This is a genomic window from Nonomuraea sp. NPDC049625 (genome assembly GCF_040675285.1).
Lineage (GTDB): Bacteria > Actinomycetota > Actinomycetes > Streptosporangiales > Streptosporangiaceae > Nonomuraea > Nonomuraea angiospora_A.
Window position 1 is genome coordinate 960,007 of record NZ_JBFAOQ010000003.1, and the last position, 17,422, is coordinate 977,428.

Here is a 17,422-nt window from a genome sequence, read left to right on the forward strand (position 1 = left end):
TAAGCGAGCACAAACCGCGATCGACGCGTGATCAGTCGTGACAGCCGCGACAGCTGGGGTGACCAGGAGTACGTCCCGGCCATCGGGCTGTGGCCCTAGCGTGACAATGCCGCGTCCTCGACCCGCACCCGTACGGTGAGCAGCACCGCGTTGGCGGCGGCGAAGGCCGTCGCGGTGAGCCAGGCCGAGTGCACCAGCGGCAGCGCGAGGCCCTCGGCGACCACGGCCACGTAGTTGGGGTGCCGCAGCCACCGGTACGGCCCCCGGCGCACCAGCGGCATTCCCGGCACCACGACCACGCGGGTGTTCCACTGCCTGCCCAGCGTGCCGACGCACCACCAGCGCAGCCCCTGGGCCAGGACGACGACCGCCAGCATCGGCCAGCCCAGCCACGGGACGAAGGGCCGGCCAAGCAGCCACACCTCGGCGGGCGCCGCCGCGAGAAGCGCCGCGTGGGCCAGGACGATCCAGGGGTAGTGCCGCCGGCCGTACTCGACGCCGCCCCTGGACCTGGCCCAGGCCAGGTTGCGGCGGGCCACCGCCAGCTCGGCCAGCCGCTCCAGCGCGACCAGCCCGATCAGGACGAGGTACGCGCTCACCAGTGCAGCAGCAACAGCTCGGCGGAGAACCCCGGCCCCAGCGCGAGGAGCACGGCGGGCGTGTCCGGCCGGCCCCGCGTCTCCTGGAGCACGTGGAGCACCGAGACCGAGGACAGATTGCCGTGCTCGCGCAGCGACCGCCAGGTCACGTCGAGCGCCTTGGGAGGCAGGTCGAGGGTCCGCGCGATCGTCTCGATGACCTTGGGACCGCCGGGATGGCAGACCCAGGTGGCGACCTGCCCGGGGGTCAGGCCGTAGTCCGCCAGGAACGCCTTGATGTCACCGGCCAGCACCTGCTCCACGAACGTGGTCAGGTCCGGGTCCAGCACGATCCGGAACCCGTGCGGCCCGACCTCCCAGCCCATGAGGTGCTCGGTGTCCGGATAGAGCCGGCTGCGGGTGGCGACGACCTCGGGGCCCTGGCCGCGCCCGGTCGCCACGACGGCCGCCGCGCCGTCCCCGAACAGCGCGCTGGCCACCAGGTTCGCGACCGAGGTGTCGTCCCGCTGGATCGTCAGCGAGCACAGCTCGACGCACACCAGCATCGCGACGTGGTCGGGCCAGCCGCGCAGGTAGTCGTGCAGGCGCGACAGCCCCGACGCGCCCGCCGCGCACCCGAGGCCGAACACGGGCACCCGCTTGACGTCCGGCCGCAGCCCCACGCGCTGGGCCAGCCTGGCGTCGAGCGAGGGCGTGGCGATGCCGGTGGTCGAGCAGAGCAGCAGGTGATCGACCCGCTCCGGGCGCACGCCGGCCTTGTTCAGGGCACCCTTGACGGCCTGTTCGGTCAGGTCGAGGGCTGTTTCGAGGTAGATGTCGTTCGCGCGGGCGAAGGAGTCGAGCTTGGTGTAGTCGGCCAGCGGGAGCGCGAGATTGCGGCCCTCCACGCCGGCCGCCGCATGGAATCGGCGCAGCAGCTCCTCGTCGCAGTCGGTCAGCCGGGAGAACGCCTCGGTGATCTCCACCTGCGCGTAGCGATGATCCGGCAAAACGGTCTGCACAGCCGATATATGCATATACCTCTCTTGCCGCTGAAAGGCTGGGGCTAACATGCGAGGCATGCTCCTGCCGTATCCCTCCAGGCCGCACCGGGTGGCCGTGCTGGCGTTCGACGGCATGGCGCCGTTCGAGCTCGGCTGCGTCGTGGAGTTCTTCGGGCTGGCCCGGCCCGAGCTGGACCTCCCGTGGTACTCGCTCGCGGTGTGCGCGGAGACGCCGGAGCCGCTGCGGGTGGTGGGCGGGTTCACCATGCAGGCGGCGCACGGGCTGGACGTGCTGGCCGAGGCCGACACGGTGATCGTGCCCGGGGTGGCGGACGTGCGCGGCGAGGTCTCCGGCGCGCTCGTGTCCGCGCTGCGGCTCGCGCACTCGCGCGGCGCGCGCCTGGTGTCGATCTGCTCGGGCGCGTTCGCGCTGGCGGCGGCCGGGCTGCTGGACGGGCGCGAGGCCACCACCCACTGGAAGTACGCCGAGCTGCTCCAGGAGCGTTTCCCGCTCGTCCGGGTCAACCCCTCGGTCCTGTACGTGGACGGCGGCGACGTGCTGACCAGCGCGGGCAGCGCGGCGGGCCTCGACCTGCTGGTCCACCTCGTACGCGGCGACCACGGGCCGAACGTGGCCAACTCCGTGGCCCGCCGCCTGGTCATACCGCCGCACCGGGAGGGCGGTCAGGCGCAGTTCATCCAGGCCGCCGTGACACCGGTGGCGGACGACGGCGGGGTGGCCAGGGCGATGTCGTGGGCCCTGGAGCATCTGGCCGGGCCGATCGCCGTGGCGGACCTGGCCAGGGTGGCGCACATGTCGGAGCGCTCGTTCATCAGGCACTTCAAGCGGCAGACCGGCACCAGCCCGCTGCGGTGGGTGATCTCGCAGCGGGTGGCGGCCAGCCTGCCGATGCTGGAGTCCACCGGGGCGCCGGTGGAGGAGATCGGGGCGGCGGTCGGTTTCGAGAGCGCGGTGACGTTCCGGCACCACTTCACGCGGGCCATGCGGACGTCGCCGTCGGCGTACCGGCGGGCCTTCAGCGCGTGACCCTCAGGTTGTGAGCCTCCACAGGGAGGTGACCTCGGCGGCGCGGGCCTCGTGCAGCGGGTCCTGCTCGTCCTTCGGCCGGTGGTGCCGGGGCGGGACGTCCAGGCGCCCGGCCACGCGCAGCCCCGCCCGCTCGAACGCGGCCGACAGGTCGGCCCTGGTGCGCAGGCCAAGGTGCTCGGCCAGGTCGGAGAGGATGAGCCAGCCTTCGCCGCCCGGCTCCAGATGCCCGGCGAGACCGTCGAGGAACCCGTTCAGCATCCGCCCGCCGGGATCATAGACGGCCTGGTCGAGGGGCGAGACCGGCTTGGCGGGCAACCACGGCGGGTTGCACACGACCAGCGGCGCCCGGCCGGGCGGGAAGAGGTCGGCGCGCACGACCTCCACCCGGTCGTCCAGCCCGAGGCGGGCGAGGTTGTCCTCGGCGCACTCGACGGAGCTCCGGTCGAGGTCGGTGGCCACGACCCGGTGCACGCCCCGCCTGGCCAGCACGGCGGCCAGCACGCCGGTGCCGGTGCCGATGTCGAAGGCCAGCCGGTGGTCCTCCGGCAGCGGCGCCCGCGCGACCAGGTCGACGTACTCGCCCCTGATCGGCGAGAACACGCCGTGGTACGGGTGGATGCGGGCCTCGAGCGCGGGGACGTAGACGCCCTTGTGCCGCCATTCGTGGGCCCCGATCAGGCCGAGCAGCTCGCGCAGCTGGCCGACCGCCGGCGGGGCCTCGGCGCCGTACACCTCGGCGCACGCCTCGCGCACGTCCGGTGCCCTGCGCAGCGGCACCACATGGTCCTCCGCGAACGGGACGAGCAGCATGCCCAGCGTGCGGGCGCGCTGGGAGCGGGCCTGGCGGTAGCGGTGGAACCCGGCGCCGGGGGCGGCGGGCTTGCACCGGCGCCCCATGGCCGCCAGCAGCTGGCGAGCGTTCTGGAAGTCGCCCTGCCAGAGCAGCGCGGTGCCCTCGCAGGCCAGCCGGTAAGCGGTGTCGGCCGTCATCCGGTCGTCGGCGGTGACCACCCGCCTGGGTGGCGGCGCGCCCAGCGCGGAACGCCAGATCGCCGACCGTTCCTGCCCTGCCTCGGTCCAGTGGATCATCAGAACCCGACCGTTTCACATGCCGCGCCCGCGCGGCCACCCATTTACGGCAACAGGCCGTCCACCAGGGCGCGCAGCCCGCGGGCGTAGGTGTCCTGCGCGGTCAACTCCTCCCACCGTACGCCCACCGCGCTGATCAGCGGAAACTCTTCGGGATCCAGCTCGGCGAACACCCGCTCCCGATACGTCGGCCCCCCTTCCGCCCGCCGCTTCCCGGCCGCCGCCCGGGAGCCGAGCTCCCCCGCCGTGTAGTGCCAGATGATCCGGTACGCGTCCACGGCCCGCTCGACCGACAGCCCGGCGCGTACGGCGGCGTCGACGATCTTCTCCGGATACCAGAGCGCGCCGACCGAGAGCAGGTCGTCGGCCCTGAGCACGTCCACGATCCACGGACAGCCGGACAGCCCGTCGCGCATGGCAGTGGCCACGGCCACCACGCGCTCGCGCGGCTCGTCCGGCAGCTCGGGCCTGGGCATGCCGGCGGCGTAGTCGTCGAGGAGGAGCAGGAGCAGCTCCTCCTTGTCGCGTACGTGGTGGTACAGCGCCATCGCCGTGCTGCCGACCTCCTTGGCGAGCCTGCGCATGGTGAGGCCGCCGACTCCGTCCTCCTCGATGACGCGGTGAGCGGCGGCCACGATCTCCGCCCGGGAGATCCTGGGCGGCCTTCCTGTACGTGCGGGCATCCTGCCATGCTACTTTCTATACATGTACGAAAACTCGGCGCGGCTCGTCGCCTGGGGTGACGAGCTGATCAAGCTGCACGACGGTTTCCGGCGCGACCTGGCCGACCTGCGCTCGTCGCGCGGGACGGACCTGCGTACGCACTGCCTGGCGTTCTGCGACGCCCTCCACGCCCACCACGAGGGAGAGGACGGCGCGCTCTTCCCCCACCTCGCGGGCGAGCACCCCGAGCTGGCAGAGGCGCTGGAGCGGCTACGGGCGGAGCACGTGGTGGTGGCGCGGCTCATGGAGCGCATCCGCGTCCTGCTGAACGAGGACGGCGACGGCGTGGCGGCCGAGCTCGACCGCCTGGCCCGCGAGCTGGAGGCGCACCTGGACTACGAGGAGGAGCAGCTGGTGCCCATCCTGAACACGATGGAGACCCTCCCGGACGAGGTCTGACCCGGACTATCCGGCGCGCAGGGCGTCGAGGCTCAGCGTGAAGTGGCGGCGCCACCGCTCGGGATCGGCCTCCGCCACCCGCGAGCTGGCCATCATGAAGAACGCCAGGTCGATCGGCCCGACGTCCGCCCGCAGCGCCCCCGCCCGCTGGGCCCGCTCGACCAGCCGGACGATCAACCGGTTGACCTCGGACTCGTCGCTCCGGTGCGCCAGGCACACCAGCTCGGTGAAGGCCCGGTCCCTGGCCTGAAGCTCGCACGTGCGCCTCCACGAGGTCGTCCTCGGCGACCTGGCCACCGTCAAGGCGGCGATCAGCACGCTCTGACGGTCATTTTTCGCGTTCGGCCGTGACGAGCTCGCGGGTGGCCGGAGCGACCTCGGCCGCGAACAGCTCCACCACCGAGGGGTCGTCCGCCATCAGGATGAACGTGCTGACACCGTGGTCCAGGGCGAGGCCGGCGAGCTCTTCCGCCCACTGGTCCGGCGGCCCGTCGAGCAGGCCTCGGCTGGAGCTCGCGAAGCGGCCCGAGAGGTTCAGCAGCCGGCGTACGTCGGCGGGCGAGCGGCCGGCGGACAGCGCGGCCTCGTCGATGTGCTTGTTCCCCTCCGTGAGGTCCCCGGGGCCGCCCTGCAGGTAGGACAGCGACGGCAGCCAGCCGTCGGCGGCGCGGCCGGTCAGCTTGAGCATCTTCGGTTTGTAGGCGCCGAGCCAGACCCCGATGTCATGGGCCGGGGCGGGGCCGCGTTTGGCGCCTTTGACCTGGTAGTACTCTCCGTCCACCCGGACGCCGCCCGGCTCGTCGGCCGCCCAGATCTCGCGGAAGATCCGGATCGCCTCCTCCAGCGCGTCCACGGCCTGGCCGGGGGACAGCCGCCGGCCGCCCATGGCCTCGATGGCGTCCCAGAACCCGCCCGCGCCGATGCCCAGCTCGAAGCGGCCGCCGCTGAGCAGGTCGAGGCTGGCCGCGCTGCGGGCCAGCACGGCCGGGTGCCGCAGCGGCAGGTTGAGCACGTTGCCGCTGAGCCGGACGCGCTCGGTGCGGGCGGCGACGTAGGACAGCAGGGTCCAGGTGTCGAGGAACTTCGGCTGGTACGGATGGTCCTGGAACGTCACCAGGTCCAGGCCGGCGCGGTCGGCCGCCACGGCCACCTCCACCGCGTGGGTGGCGGGCTGCGCCGTGGGGGTGACGAACGCGCCGAACAGCAGGTCGTGCCCGTAGTCGGTCATCTATGACTCCTCAGGTCGGATGTTGAAGTTGTCGCGGAAGACGTTGTCCGGGTCGTACCGTGCCTTGAGCTCGCGCAACCGCCGCAGGGTGCCCGGAGGGAACGCGTCGCCCAGCCGCTCGGGCCGCCCGTCGGTCTCGAAGCTGAGGTAGAGGCCGTTGACGTACGGCTCCAGCCGGGCCCACTCCTTGTCCACCCGCTGCCGGTTCGCCCCGAACGCGATGACCGAGAAGTTGGCGGAGCGGTGGGCGTAGGCGGTGGCGTCGGCAGGGACGTCGGCCACCGCGCCGCCGACCGAGCGGATCTGGAAGAAGTAGACCGCGCCGCTGTGGATCAGCCGCGCCGCGGCGGCGGCGAACTCCGGGGTGATGTGCTCGACCAGCCCGGAGCGGGTGACCGGCTCCCCCTGGCCGTTGTGGCCGTCGCCGGCCGCGTTGGCCATGACGGCGGCGTACGAGGTGATCACGACCTGCTGGTCGAGCAGCGGGGCGATGTCCGCCATCGGCTGGAGCCGGTCGATGACGGTCTCCGGCACGCCCGCGTTGACCATGGCCATCACGTGCCCGGTCGCCGGACGTCCGGCGCGCGGCGGGCTCACGATGAGGAAGCTCGTGAGGTCGCGCGGGGCCGCCTCCTGGACCGCGCCCCACCTCTCGAGGAAGGTAGCCGTGTCCCTGGCGTCCATGACGAGCTGCGCCCACCCGACGTCGCCGACCTCGTCCACCTCGAACTCGAACGCCGTGACGACGCCGAAGTTCGCGCCCGCGCCGCGTACCGCCCAGAACAGGTCCGCGTTCTCCGCCTCGCTCGCCCGCACCACCGAGCCGTCGGCGAGCACCATCTCGACGGCGCGCAGGTGGTCGATGGTCAGGCCGTGGTCGCGGGCCAGGAACCCGAGGCCGCCGGCGGTGGCCAGGCCGCCGACGCCGACCCCGCCGTAGTCGCCGGAGCTGAGCGCCCACCCGTACGGCTCCAGGGCCGCGGCGACGTCCGTCCAGCGCGCACCGGGCCCGATCCTGACCAGGCGGTTCGCCCGGTCGAGCACCTCGATGGAGTTCAGCCCGGACACGTCGACGACGATGCCGCCGTCATTGGTGGAGCGGCCGCTGATCCCGTGCCCGCCGCTGCGCACCCCCAACGGCAGGTGCGGGTGGGCCCGCGCGAACGCCAGCGCCTCGGCCACCTGGCCGGCGTCGCGCGGCCGGATGACCAGCCCCGGCGCCCCGCCCCGCAGGTAGGTCGACCTGACCCGCGAATACCCCGGGTCGCCCGGCTCGATCACCGGGAGGGACGCGGGCACCAGGTCGTAGTCGATCCCGGCTCGCCGCACGGCGCGCACGGAGGCGCGGCGCAGCTGACGGCCGGTCGGTCCCACGGCCTCGCGCAGCGCGGGCGCCACCTCCAGGGCGAACCGTTCGACGGCCTCCGGGTCGTCCGACCTGAGGATGAACGTCCCGATCCCGTCCTCGACGGCCAGCGGGAGCAGGTCTTCCACGCGGGACCGCGCCGGGACGTTGACCAGCCGGCGGATCTCCCGGGGATCGCGCCCGGCCGCCACCGCGGCCTCGTCGATGAGCTTGTTCCCGGCCCTGATCCGGTCCGGCCCGCACTCGTCGAGGGACACCAGCCAGCCGTCCGCCCGCTCCCCCACCAGCCGCAGCGAGCCCGCGTCGTCCGCGCCCAGCCAGATCGGCACGTCGTGCGCGGCCGGCGGCCCCGGCTGCGCGCCCCCGAGCCGGTAGTGCTCGCCGTCGAACCGCAGCGGCCCGCCGTCCTCGTTCCACATGCCGCGGATCACGTCGATCGCCTCGCCGGCCCCCTCAGCGGCGCCCAGCGCGAGCGACAACCGGCCGCCGGACAGCAGGTCGAGGCTGACCGCCGCGCGGGCGAGCACGGCGGGCGGGCGCAGCGCGAGGTCCAGGACGTTGGCCGACAGGCCCACCCGCGAGGTCCGTCCGGCCACCCATGACAGAAGCGTCCACGTGTCGAAGGTGTCCGGATGATCCGGGAAGGTGACCAGGTCGTACCCCAGTTCCTCACTCCGGACCGCCAGCGACACGGCATCGGCTCCGGGGGTGATGAACGTGCCGAACGTCAGTGGATGGCCGTAGTTCATCCGAGCCCTCTCACACAATTAGGTTGATGCATCAACCATACTAGACTGTCGTCATGTCCACGCTCTCCACCCGTCAGGCGGCCCAGTGGGCCAGCTATCAGCGCATGCGCGTGCAGCTCACGGGGCGGATCAACCGGGAGCTCGCCGGGGCCACCGGCCTGTCGGAGGCCGACTACGAGATCCTCGCCCACCTCACCGAGTCGCCCGACGAGTCGATGCGGGCGCTGGCGCTGCGGTGCGGGCTGGCATGGGAGAAGAGCCGCCTGTCCCACCAGTTGCGGCGCATGGAGCAGCGCGGGCTGGTCACGCGCGCCGAGTGCGAGGAGGACAACCGGGGGTCGGTCATCCGGGTCACCGAGGAGGGCCGCCGGCTCGCCGCCGAGGCCAGGCTCCACCACGAGAGGGCCGTACGGCGCTACGTCGTCGACGTGCTGACCCCGGCCCAGTTGGAGGCGCTGGGCGCCATCGCCGAGACCGTGCTGGGGCAGCTCACGGATGAGGAACACCAGGCATAGGACGATTGTCATGCGAAGGTCAGGATCGATGGCACCGGTCAACGCCGCGAAATCGCCGGACCATCGAGGCATGAGAAGAATCCTCCTGGCCCTGGGGCTGGCCCTGCTCTCCCCGCTCGTCGCGGAGTTCCTGCTCGGCGACTTCCCCCTGACGTACCTGTACTTCCTGCTCCTGCTCGCCCCCACCTACGGCGGCGCCGCCGTGGTGATCCGGGAGGTGGCCAGGAGGAAGGGGCTCGGGTGGCCGAGCATCGTGCTCATGGCCCTCGCCTACGGCGTGTTCGAGGAGGGCATCATGACGATGTCGCTCTTCAACCCCGACTACGCCGGGCAGCGGCTGCTCGACCCCGGCTACGTCTCCGCGCTCGGGATCGGGGTGCCGTGGACGCTGTTCGTGCTGGCCCTGCACACGGTGTGGAGCGTGAGCGTGCCCATCGCGGTCATGGAGGAGCTGGCCGGCGAGCGGCGGACCACCCCGTGGCTGGGCAGGGCCGGTCTCAGCGTGGCGGCGGCGCTGGCCGCGCTGGGAGCCGCGTCGACCACGCTGTTCTCCTACCAGAACGGGCACTTCCTCGCGTCCGTGCCGCAGCTCGTGTCCATCGTGGTGATCGTGGTCCTGCTGGTGGTGGCGGCCTTCCGGCTGCCGCGCCCGGGCCGGGCCCCAGAGTGGGCCACAGGGCGGGCGCCGTCACCGTGGCTGGTGCTCGGGGCGGCACTGGTCGCCGGGCTGGTGTTCGAGCTGCAGACGGTGATCCAGGGACTGCCCGTCTGGCTGACCATCGCCGGGCTCGTCGCGGCCGAGGCGGGCATCGCCTGGGCGGCGCTCACCTGGTCGGCGCGCGAGGGGTGGGACGGCAGGCACCGGATGGCGCTGGCCGGCGGGGCGCTGCTGACCTACGCCTGGCACGCGTTCTTCTCCCACCCGCTGGTGCCGTCGTCCCTCGGGCTCGACCTCGCCAGCCACCTGGTGTTCGGGCTGGGAGCGGTGGCGCTGCTGGTCGTGGCGCTTCAGAGGGTGAAGTCGAATGTGTAGGAGTGCGAGCCGTCAGGGGCGATGATGATGTCCATCTCGCCCCTGAGCCCCCGCAACTCCCCCGTCGCCGAGTCGGGGACGACCGAGATTCTCAGCGACCGCTCGCCGCGGTCGCTGACCGCGTTGTGCTGCACGACGAAGGCCCCCGCGAGGCCGTCGAGGGTGCCCTCGATGCGCTCCAGCGCCACGTACGACCTCGAGTCCTCGACCTGCGTCGAGGCCGTCAGCAGGTGGACGACGCTGGTGGCCGTCAGGTCCCCGTGGAAGGTCTTGGACATGGTCACGAGCCCGATCGAGACGCCGTCACGCTCCACGAACGGTGCTTTGGCGTCCCAGCCTGCGGTGTCGAAGGTTCCCTTGGCGGTCATGGCTCCATCGTGCCGGTCATACCTGTCAGGTCCCGTCAGGTACCGGTGAGGCGTTCCACCACGGGCGCGAACTCGTCCAGGTACTGGGCGTTCACCGACACGTACGAGACGCCGAGCCGGTCGCGGCGCCTGCGCAGCGTGTCCGCCATCTCGTCCGCGGTGCCCAGCAGGACGCCGGTGCCGCCGGCCGGGACGTTCAGCCACGAGGGCGGCTCGGCCCCGGCGGCCGCGAGGTTCATGCTGAGCTCCAGGTCGTGGAAGCGGTCGCCGGCCAGCTCGTACAGCTCGTCCAGCTTCGCCGCCACCTGATCCTCCGTGTAGTGCGGCGGCAGCCCGAGCGCCACGGTGTCGGCCTGCTGGGCGGCGAGCTTGAGGAGCCTGGTCCCGGACGCGGCGACCAGGACGCGTACGTCCTTGACCGCTTCGATCGTCCGGGCGACGCGCTCGATGCGCTGGCCGGGCGTGCCGTACCCGACGCCGAGCGCCGCGGCGTCCCGCTCCGCGTCCGGGCGTCCGGCGCCCAGACCGAGCTCGAAGCGCCCGTCGGTGAGCGCGTGCAGGGTGGCGGTCTCCCACGCCACGGCCTCGGGAGTCCGGTTGGCGGCGCTCAGCACGAACGTGCCGACGCGCAGGGTCGTCGTGGCCGTCGCGGCCACGGCGGCGGCGACGAAGGGCGACAGCGTGCCGAGCGTGTCGGGGACCAGCAGCGTCGAGTAGCCGAGGCTCTCAGCCCTGCCGGCCAGGCCGGTCCACGCGCCGGCGTCGGTGGCATGTCCGGCGACCGCGCCGAACCTGAACGGGTGATCGGTCATGCCACCAACGATCGCGGATCCGCGCCGCGGCGACATCGTCCCCCGGACCGGTGGTCTCCTACATCCGGGGGCGCACGCCCGCGCGAGAGTGCTACTCCTGCAGCAGTATCCGCGTGAAGTCGTTGGCGAACTTGCCCTCGGGGTCGAGCCGCCGTGCCAGCGAGCGGAACTCGCCGGGGCACTCGGGCCGGCGGGTGAACAGCTTGCCCCAGTGCGGCCTGGGCGCGAACGGCGCCAGCGTCTCCTCCACCAGCTCCAGCACCGGCAGCACCGCGGCCACGTCCCTGATCCAGGTGAAGTGGATGCCGACGCTGTCGCGACCGCGGAAGGGGCTCAGCCACAGGTCGTCGGGCGCGATCGAGCGCACCTCGGAGATCTGCAGGACCGGCCGGATGCGGTCGCCGATCGCGTACAGCTCGCGCAGCGCCTTGACCGCGTGCTCCCGGGGCAGGATGAGCTCCGACTGCAGCTCGTTGCCCGCGCCGCTCGGCTCGGCGTCCGGCCGGAAGTGCGGCAGCCGCTCGTGCCACGGCCCGGGCACGCCGAGCTGGACCGTGCAGTTCTCCGCCGACATCGCGGGCAGGGGGTGGCGGGGGCCGTCGGCCGGGGTGGTGCCGTGCCAGTCGGCGTCGGTCAGCTCCTCGGTGCTCTTCAGCCAGACGCGGGTGTCGCGCCAGTCGGTGAAGAGGCTGACGCTGTAGGCGGCGGACATGATCTGGTCGAAGTCCGCGAGCGCGGCCACGGTCAGGCCCTCGCGTACGTACTGGCGCAGCTCGAAGGCCGGCACCAGGTCGAGGGTCAGCGAGGTGACGACGCCGAGCGCGCCGAGGGCCACCACCGCGCCGGGGAAGTCGGCGTCGCCGCGGGAGAGCGTGAGCACGGAGCCGTCGGCGGTGACGAGGTCGAGCGAGGACACGGCCGAGGCCAGGCCGGGGATGGCGTCGCCGGAGCCGTGCGTGCCGGTCGCGACCGAGCCGGCCACGGAGATGTGCGGCAGCGAGGCCATGTTCGCCAGCGCGAACCCGGCCCGGTGCACCTGCGGCGCGAGCCGCGCGTACGTCATGCGCGCGGGCACCCGCACCGTGGCCGCCGCGCTGTCGATCTCCACCGCGTCCGGCATCCGGTCGAGCACGACGAGGTCGCCGTCGGTGTCCGCGACGTCGTTGAACGAGTGGCCGCTCCCCAGCGCCCGCACGCGGGAGCCGGCCGAGACGAGCCGCTGGAGCTCGTCGAGCGAGGTCGGGTGATGGACATCTTGCGCCCGAAATGCGGTGTTTCCCGCCCAATTGGTCAGCGTCACGGCATTACCTTCCCACAAACCACCTTGTCAGCCCCGCCCGGGTGCCGCTAGCTTCGGGAGCCGCTGACGGAGGTGTGCCGTGCTCTACCTGTCCGAGGCTGTCGGCCTTGTCACGCTCGTGCTCTGGCTCTACTGCCTCTTCGACGCGATCACCACGCCCGACGTGCTCTGCAGGAACCTGCCGAAGATCGTCTGGGTGGTCGTCGTGCTGCTGTTCCCGCTGATCGGGTCCATCGCCTGGCTGGTGGCGGGCCGCCCGGACCGGTCGCAGGCGGCCACCCGGCCGAACGCCTTCCCCGAGTACGACCGCCCGGGCCGCTTCGCCGCCGGCAACCCGGACGACGACGAGGAGTTCCTGCGCCGCTGCCGCGAACGCGCCGAGGAGCAGCGCAGGAACGCCCCCAAGAAACCGCCCGAGGACTAGAAGCCCTGGGCCAGGCGGTAGTACGCCTGGTTCCAGCGGATCTCCTTGGTGAACCGCTCGGTCGTCGTGTCGGCGTCGATGATCAGCAGCTCCACACCGAGCATGTCGGCCAGGTCGGTCAGCTCCGCGCGGCCGATCGCCGTGGAGAGCACCGTGTGGTGCGGCGCGCCCGCCGTGAGCCACGACTCCGTGGACGTACGCAGGTTGGGGCGGGGGTTCCAGACCGCGCGGGCGACCGGCAGCTTGGGCAGCGGCTGGGGCGGGGCCACGAGGTCGATCTCGTTGGCCACCAGCCGGAACCGGTCACCCATGTCGGCCAGGCCCACCACGATGCCGGGGCCGGGCTCGGCGTCGAACACGAGCCGGACCGGGTCCTCCCGGTTGCCGATGCCCAGCGGGTGGATCTCGCACGACGGCGTGCCGGAGGCGATCGAGGGGCAGACCTCCAGCATGTGCGCGCCCAGGATGAGCTCCTGGCCGGGCGACAGGTCGTAGGTGTAGTCCTCCATGAACGACGTGCCGCCGGGCGCCATGGACTTCAGGGTGCGCAGGAGGACCGAGGTCTTCCAGTCGCCCTCGCCGCCGAAGCCGTACCCGTCGGCCATGAGCCGCTGCACGGCCAGGCCCGGGAGCTGGCGCAGGCCGCCGAGGTCCTCGAAGTTCGTGGTGAACGCCTTGAAGCCGCCCGCCTCCAGGAAGCCGCGCAGGCCCAGCTCGATCCTGGCCGCGTAACGCAGCGACTCGTTGCGCTCGCCGAGCAGCTCGGGAGCGACGGTGTACTGCTCGGCGTACTCCTTGACCAGCGCCGTCACGTCCGCGTCCGAGGCCGCGTCCACGGCCTCCACCAGGTCGTTCACGCCGTACGTGTTGACCGAGACGCCGAAGCGGAGCTGCGCCTCCACCTTGTCGCCCTCGGTGACCGCCACGTCGCGCATGTTGTCGCCGAAGCGGGCCAGCTTCAGCGTGCGCACCTCGGCCAGGCCCTTGGCGGCCCGCACCCAGGTCAGGATGCGCTCGCCCACGGACGGGTCGCTGACGTGCCCGGCCACGGTCTTGCGCGGCACGCCCAGCCGCGTCTGCACGAACCCGAACTCGCGGTCGCCGTGCGCGGCCTGGTTGAGGTTCATGAAGTCCATGTCGATGGTGCTCCACGGGAGCTCCACGTTGGCCTGCGTGTGCAGGTGCAGCAGCGGCTTGCGCAGCGCGTCGAGCCCCGAGATCCACATCTTGGCCGGGGAGAAGGTGTGCATCCACGCGATCACGCCGGCGCACGAGTCGTCGGCGTTGGCCTCCAGCATCACGCGCCTGATCGCCGCCGCGTCGGTGAGCACGGGCTTCCACTCGACGGGCATGGGCAGCTGCTCGGCGATCCGCTGAGACTGCTCGGCCACCTGGCGCAGCGTGTCCTCGCCGTACAGCCCCTGGCTGCCGGTCAGAAACCAGATCTTCAACGCGGGCTCCTCTGTCCGTAGACGTTCTGATAGCGGTCGTACAGGCGGTCGATGTCGTCCTGCGGGATCGGCAGCGGCTCGCCGAGCTGCCTGGCCACGTGGACGGTGCGGGCCACGTCCTCGCACATGACGGCGGCCTTCACGGCCGCCTTCGGGTCCTTGCCGATGCTGAACACGCCGTGGTTCTGCATGAGGACGGCCTTGGAGCGGTGGCCCTTGAGCGTCTCGACGATGCCCTGGCCGATCGAGTCGTCGCCGATCAGCGCGAACGGGCCGAGGGGGATCTCGCCGCCGAACTCGTCGGCCATCGCGGTCAGCACGCAGGGGATGGCCTCGCCGCGCGCCGCCCAGGCGGAGGCGTAGGTGGAGTGGGTGTGCACGACGCCGCCGACGTCGGGCATGTTGCGGTAGACGTACGCGTGCGCGGCGGTGTCGCTGGACGGCGAGTGCTCACCCTCCACGAGGTTGCCGTCGAGGTCGCACACGACCATGTTCTCCGGGATCAGCTCGTCGTACGAGACCCCGGACGGCTTGATGACGAACAGGTCCTCGCCCGGGACCCGGCCCGAGACGTTGCCCGCGGTCCAGACGACCAGGTTGTAGCGGACCAGCTCCGCGTGCAGGTCGGCGACGGTCTTCCTCGTTGTCATGCCTGGGCCTCGTTCCTGATCGCGCGGAGGGTGTGCAGCATCTTCCCGTCCCCGAAGAAGTCGTGGAGCCTGTGGTACTCGGCGTAGAGCCGGTCGTAGGCGTCGGCACTGGCCTCGTCGGGCACGTACGCGGCCTCGGTGCGCTTGCCCATGGCCGCGGCGGCCTCCTGGATGCCCGGGTAGGCGCCGGCGGCGACGGCCGCGTGGATGGCCGAGCCGAGCGCGGGGCCCTGGTCGGAGCCGATGACCGACAGCGGGCGGCGCAGCACGTCGGCGTAGACCTGCATGAGGAAGCGGTTCTTCAGCAGGCCGCCGGCGACCACGAACTCCTCGACCGGCACGCCCGACTTCTCGAACGTCTCCACGATCATCCGGGCGCCGAACGCGGTGGACTCGATGAGCGCCCGGTAGACGTCCTCGGGCTTGGTGGCCAGCGTCTGGCCGATGATCACGCCGGAGAGGTTGTGGTCCACGAGCACGGAACGGTTGCCGCCGAACCAGTCGAGCGCGACCAGGCCGTGCTCGCCGACCGCCTGCTTCTCGGCCAGCGCGGTGAGGCTCTCGTGGTCGAGGTCGCCCCCGAAGTTGTCCACGAACCAGGCGAAGATGTCGCCGACCGCGGACTGGCCGGCCTCGTAGCCCCAGAGGCCGGGCACGATGCCGTCGCGTACGACGCCGCACATGCCGGGCACTTCGGCGAGCTGGTCGCTGGGCATGATGTGGCAGGTGGAGGTGCCCATGATGGCCACCATCTGGCCGGGCCCGACGGCGTCGGCGGCGGCCGAGGTGACGTGCGCGTCCACGTTGCCGACGGCCACGGCCGCGCCCTCGGACAGGCCTGTCCACTGCGCGGCCTGCGCGGTCAGGCGCCCGGCGAGGCCGCCGAGGGGGGCCAGCGTGGTGCCGTTGACCTGGTCGCCGACCTGACCGGTGGCCAGCTTGCTCGCGAACCCGGCGAATCCGGGGTTGAGCTCGGCGAGGAACTCCTCGGACGGGTAGGAGCCGTCCTGGAAGATCCCCTTGTATCCCACAGTGCAGATGTTGCGGCTCTCGACGCCGGTGAGCTGCCAGATGATCCAGTCGGCGGCCTCGATCCAGCGCTCGGCCCTGGCGTACACCTCGGGGGCCTCCTCCAGGACCTGCAGGCCCTTGGCGAACTCCCACTCCGAGGAGATCTTGCCCCCGTAGCGCGGCAGCCAGCTCTCCCCCCGGCGCGCGGCCAGCTCGTTGATCCGGTCGGCGTGCGACTGCGCGGCGTGGTGCTTCCACAGCTTCGGCCACGCGTGCGGCTCGGACGGGGTCTCGACGCACAGCGGCGTGCCGTCCGCCGTCGTGGGCAGCACGGTGCAGGCGGTGAAGTCGGTGCCGATGCCGATGATCTGCTCGGGCGCGACGCCCGAGGCGGCGACCGCCTGGGGTACGGCGATCTTCAGCACGTCGATCCAGTCCTGCGGCGACTGCAGCGCCCAGTCCGGGCCCAGCCTCTCGTCGGATCCCGGCAGGCTGTGCTCGATGACGCGGTGGGCGTACTCGTGGACGGCGCTGCCCAGCTCCGCGCCGTCACTCACGCGGACGACGACGGCACGCCCCGAGAGCGTGCCGAAGTCGACTCCGACCACGTAACTGTTAGCGTTCACATTCCACTCCAGGGGATTTTTTCTGTGGCCTGCACATCATCTACCGCCGAGCCGAGGTACTCGACCTCACGACGAAGCTGGGAGGGACGACCAGGCGCTCGTACGCGGTGGGCCCGGCGTCGATCTGGCGCAGCAGCACCTCGATGCAGTGCCTGCCCACCACGTCGAAGTCCTGCCTGACCGTGGTGAGCGGCGGCGAGAAGAACTCCGACTCGGGGATGTCGTCGAAGCCCACCACGCTGATCTGGTCGGGCACCCGCACGCCCGCCTCGCTGAGCGCGCGCAGCACGCCCAGCGCCATCTGGTCGTTGCCGGCGAACACGGCCGTGACGCCCTCCATCGCCGCCAGGCTCTTGCCGGCCTCGTAACCCGCGCGCGGGCTCCAGTCACCGGCCAGCGGCTCGGGCACCGGACGGCCCGCCTCCTCCAGGGCCGCGCGCCAGCCCTCGATCCGGCCCTCGGTCTCCAGCCAGTCGGGGGCGCCGCTGACATGCCAGACGGTCTCGTGACCCAGCTCGAGGAGATGGCGGGTGGCGAGCCTGGCGCCCTGGACCTGGTCGATGCAGACCACCGACACGTCGGCGGCGTGAGTGCCCTCGACCGCGACCGCCGGCATGCCGCTCGGCAGGTTCTCCAGTGCGCGCCCGGCCGAGCGCTGCGGCGCGACCACCACGACCCCGTCCACGCCCTGCTCGGCGAGGTAGTCGATGGCGTCGCGCACGCTGGCCGCGTCGATGGACTTCAGGCTGACGATGCTCACGAAGTAGCCCGCGGTCCTGGCCGCCTGCTCGATGCCGTAGATCGTGCTGGCCGGGCCGTACAGCGTGGTGTCGAAGCTCACCACGCCGAGCGTCCTCGACCGCTTGGTGACCAGGGCGCGGGCGACCAGGTTACGTCGGTAGCCCAGCCGGGTGATCGCCTCCTCCACCCGGGCGCGGGTGTCCGCCCGGACGTTCGGGTGGTCGTTGAGCACCCGGGAGACCGTCTGGTGCGACACGCCCGCCTCCTTGGCCACATCGGCCATGACCGGCAGGCGGCGCTTGGG

The 17,422-nt window shown here is 72.1% G+C and carries 18 protein-coding genes and 1 pseudogene; 5 read left to right on the forward strand and 14 right to left on the reverse strand.

Annotated features, from left to right (window positions below; all coding sequences use genetic code 11):
• Positions 1–95: 95 nt before the first annotated feature.
• Complete coding sequence (locus tag AB0J87_RS17915) at positions 96–599, reverse strand: isoprenylcysteine carboxylmethyltransferase family protein (protein WP_363966406.1); 504 nt, start codon at positions 597–599, stop codon at positions 96–98.
• Complete coding sequence (locus AB0J87_RS17920) at positions 596–1,660, reverse strand: 3-oxoacyl-[acyl-carrier-protein] synthase III C-terminal domain-containing protein (RefSeq protein ID WP_363966407.1); 1,065 nt, start codon at positions 1,658–1,660, stop codon at positions 596–598. The genes AB0J87_RS17915 and AB0J87_RS17920 overlap by 4 nt, the downstream gene beginning before the upstream one ends.
• On the opposite strand from AB0J87_RS17920, the gene AB0J87_RS17925 reads away from it, so the two are divergent.
• On the forward strand, positions 1,659–2,630 hold the full coding sequence (locus AB0J87_RS17925) for a helix-turn-helix domain-containing protein (protein WP_363966408.1): 972 nt from the start codon (positions 1,659–1,661) through the stop codon (positions 2,628–2,630). The genes AB0J87_RS17920 and AB0J87_RS17925 overlap by 2 nt on opposite strands.
• A 3-nt stretch (positions 2,631–2,633) precedes the next feature.
• Here AB0J87_RS17925 and AB0J87_RS17930 read toward each other — a convergent pair whose 3' ends face one another.
• Entirely contained in the window at positions 2,634–3,722 is a 1,089-nt protein-coding gene (locus tag AB0J87_RS17930; RefSeq protein WP_363966410.1) for a class I SAM-dependent methyltransferase, read from the reverse strand.
• A gap of 44 nt (positions 3,723–3,766) precedes the next feature.
• The gene (locus AB0J87_RS17935) at positions 3,767–4,405 is read right to left on the reverse strand and encodes a helix-turn-helix domain-containing protein (RefSeq protein ID WP_363966412.1); all 639 of its coding nucleotides are present in this window, start codon (positions 4,403–4,405) and stop codon (positions 3,767–3,769) included.
• 22 nt (positions 4,406–4,427) lie between these two features.
• Between AB0J87_RS17935 and AB0J87_RS17940 the strand changes: the two genes are divergently transcribed.
• Positions 4,428–4,844, forward strand: coding sequence for a hemerythrin domain-containing protein (locus tag AB0J87_RS17940; RefSeq protein ID WP_363966414.1), 417 nt, complete (start codon positions 4,428–4,430; stop codon positions 4,842–4,844).
• 6 nt (positions 4,845–4,850) lie between these two features.
• On the opposite strand, the gene AB0J87_RS17945 is transcribed toward AB0J87_RS17940, so the two are convergent.
• The 3 genes and pseudogenes from AB0J87_RS17945 to AB0J87_RS17955 all read right to left on the reverse strand — a co-directional run bounded on the left by AB0J87_RS17945 (position 4,851) and on the right by AB0J87_RS17955 (position 8,187).
• Positions 4,851–5,162, reverse strand: coding sequence for a hypothetical protein (locus AB0J87_RS17945; protein WP_363966416.1), 312 nt, complete (start codon positions 5,160–5,162; stop codon positions 4,851–4,853).
• A gap of 19 nt (positions 5,163–5,181) precedes the next feature.
• Positions 5,182–6,072 (reverse strand): annotated as a pseudogene (locus AB0J87_RS17950) (LLM class flavin-dependent oxidoreductase); the annotation flags it as partial.
• The gene (locus AB0J87_RS17955) at positions 6,073–8,187 is read right to left on the reverse strand and encodes an LLM class flavin-dependent oxidoreductase (protein WP_363966418.1); all 2,115 of its coding nucleotides are present in this window, start codon (positions 8,185–8,187) and stop codon (positions 6,073–6,075) included.
• A gap of 53 nt (positions 8,188–8,240) precedes the next feature.
• On the opposite strand from AB0J87_RS17955, the gene AB0J87_RS17960 reads away from it, so the two are divergent.
• Both AB0J87_RS17960 and AB0J87_RS17965 read left to right on the forward strand, forming a co-directional pair.
• Complete coding sequence (locus tag AB0J87_RS17960; RefSeq protein WP_350741750.1) at positions 8,241–8,702, forward strand: MarR family transcriptional regulator; 462 nt, start codon at positions 8,241–8,243, stop codon at positions 8,700–8,702.
• A gap of 70 nt (positions 8,703–8,772) precedes the next feature.
• The gene (locus AB0J87_RS17965) at positions 8,773–9,735 is read left to right on the forward strand and encodes a hypothetical protein (protein WP_363966420.1); all 963 of its coding nucleotides are present in this window, start codon (positions 8,773–8,775) and stop codon (positions 9,733–9,735) included.
• On the opposite strand, the gene AB0J87_RS17970 is transcribed toward AB0J87_RS17965, so the two are convergent.
• The 3 genes from AB0J87_RS17970 to AB0J87_RS17980 all read right to left on the reverse strand — a co-directional run bounded on the left by AB0J87_RS17970 (position 9,711) and on the right by AB0J87_RS17980 (position 12,215).
• On the reverse strand, positions 9,711–10,103 hold the full coding sequence (locus AB0J87_RS17970; RefSeq protein ID WP_350741746.1) for a DUF3224 domain-containing protein: 393 nt from the start codon (positions 10,101–10,103) through the stop codon (positions 9,711–9,713). The genes AB0J87_RS17965 and AB0J87_RS17970 overlap by 25 nt on opposite strands.
• 35 nt (positions 10,104–10,138) lie before the next feature.
• Positions 10,139–10,915, reverse strand: a complete 777-nt coding sequence (locus AB0J87_RS17975; protein ID WP_363966422.1) for an LLM class flavin-dependent oxidoreductase — start codon at positions 10,913–10,915, stop codon at positions 10,139–10,141.
• Positions 10,916–11,006: 91 nt separating this feature from the next.
• Entirely contained in the window at positions 11,007–12,215 is a 1,209-nt protein-coding gene (locus AB0J87_RS17980; protein ID WP_363966424.1) for an FAD-binding protein, read from the reverse strand.
• Between the two features lie 79 nt (positions 12,216–12,294).
• Between AB0J87_RS17980 and AB0J87_RS17985 the strand changes: the two genes are divergently transcribed.
• Positions 12,295–12,639, forward strand: coding sequence for a PLD nuclease N-terminal domain-containing protein (locus AB0J87_RS17985; protein ID WP_363966426.1), 345 nt, complete (start codon positions 12,295–12,297; stop codon positions 12,637–12,639).
• Here AB0J87_RS17985 and araA read toward each other — a convergent pair.
• From araA to AB0J87_RS18005, 4 genes are read right to left on the reverse strand one after another with little or no spacing between them, the layout of a single operon-like run.
• Entirely contained in the window at positions 12,636–14,090 is a 1,455-nt protein-coding gene (gene araA, locus AB0J87_RS17990) for an L-arabinose isomerase (protein ID WP_363966427.1), read from the reverse strand. The genes AB0J87_RS17985 and araA overlap by 4 nt on opposite strands.
• The gene (locus tag AB0J87_RS17995) at positions 14,087–14,740 is read right to left on the reverse strand and encodes an L-ribulose-5-phosphate 4-epimerase (RefSeq protein WP_363966429.1); all 654 of its coding nucleotides are present in this window, start codon (positions 14,738–14,740) and stop codon (positions 14,087–14,089) included. The genes araA and AB0J87_RS17995 overlap by 4 nt, the downstream gene beginning before the upstream one ends.
• Positions 14,737–16,359 carry a ribulokinase gene (gene araB / locus AB0J87_RS18000; RefSeq protein ID WP_363966628.1) on the reverse strand — a complete coding sequence of 541 codons (1,623 nt, stop codon included), beginning with the start codon at positions 16,357–16,359 and terminating at the stop codon, positions 14,737–14,739. The genes AB0J87_RS17995 and araB overlap by 4 nt, the downstream gene beginning before the upstream one ends.
• Before the next feature lie 58 nt (positions 16,360–16,417).
• On the reverse strand, positions 16,418–17,401 hold the full coding sequence (locus AB0J87_RS18005; protein WP_350741823.1) for a LacI family DNA-binding transcriptional regulator: 984 nt from the start codon (positions 17,399–17,401) through the stop codon (positions 16,418–16,420).
• Positions 17,402–17,422 lie beyond the last annotated feature (21 nt).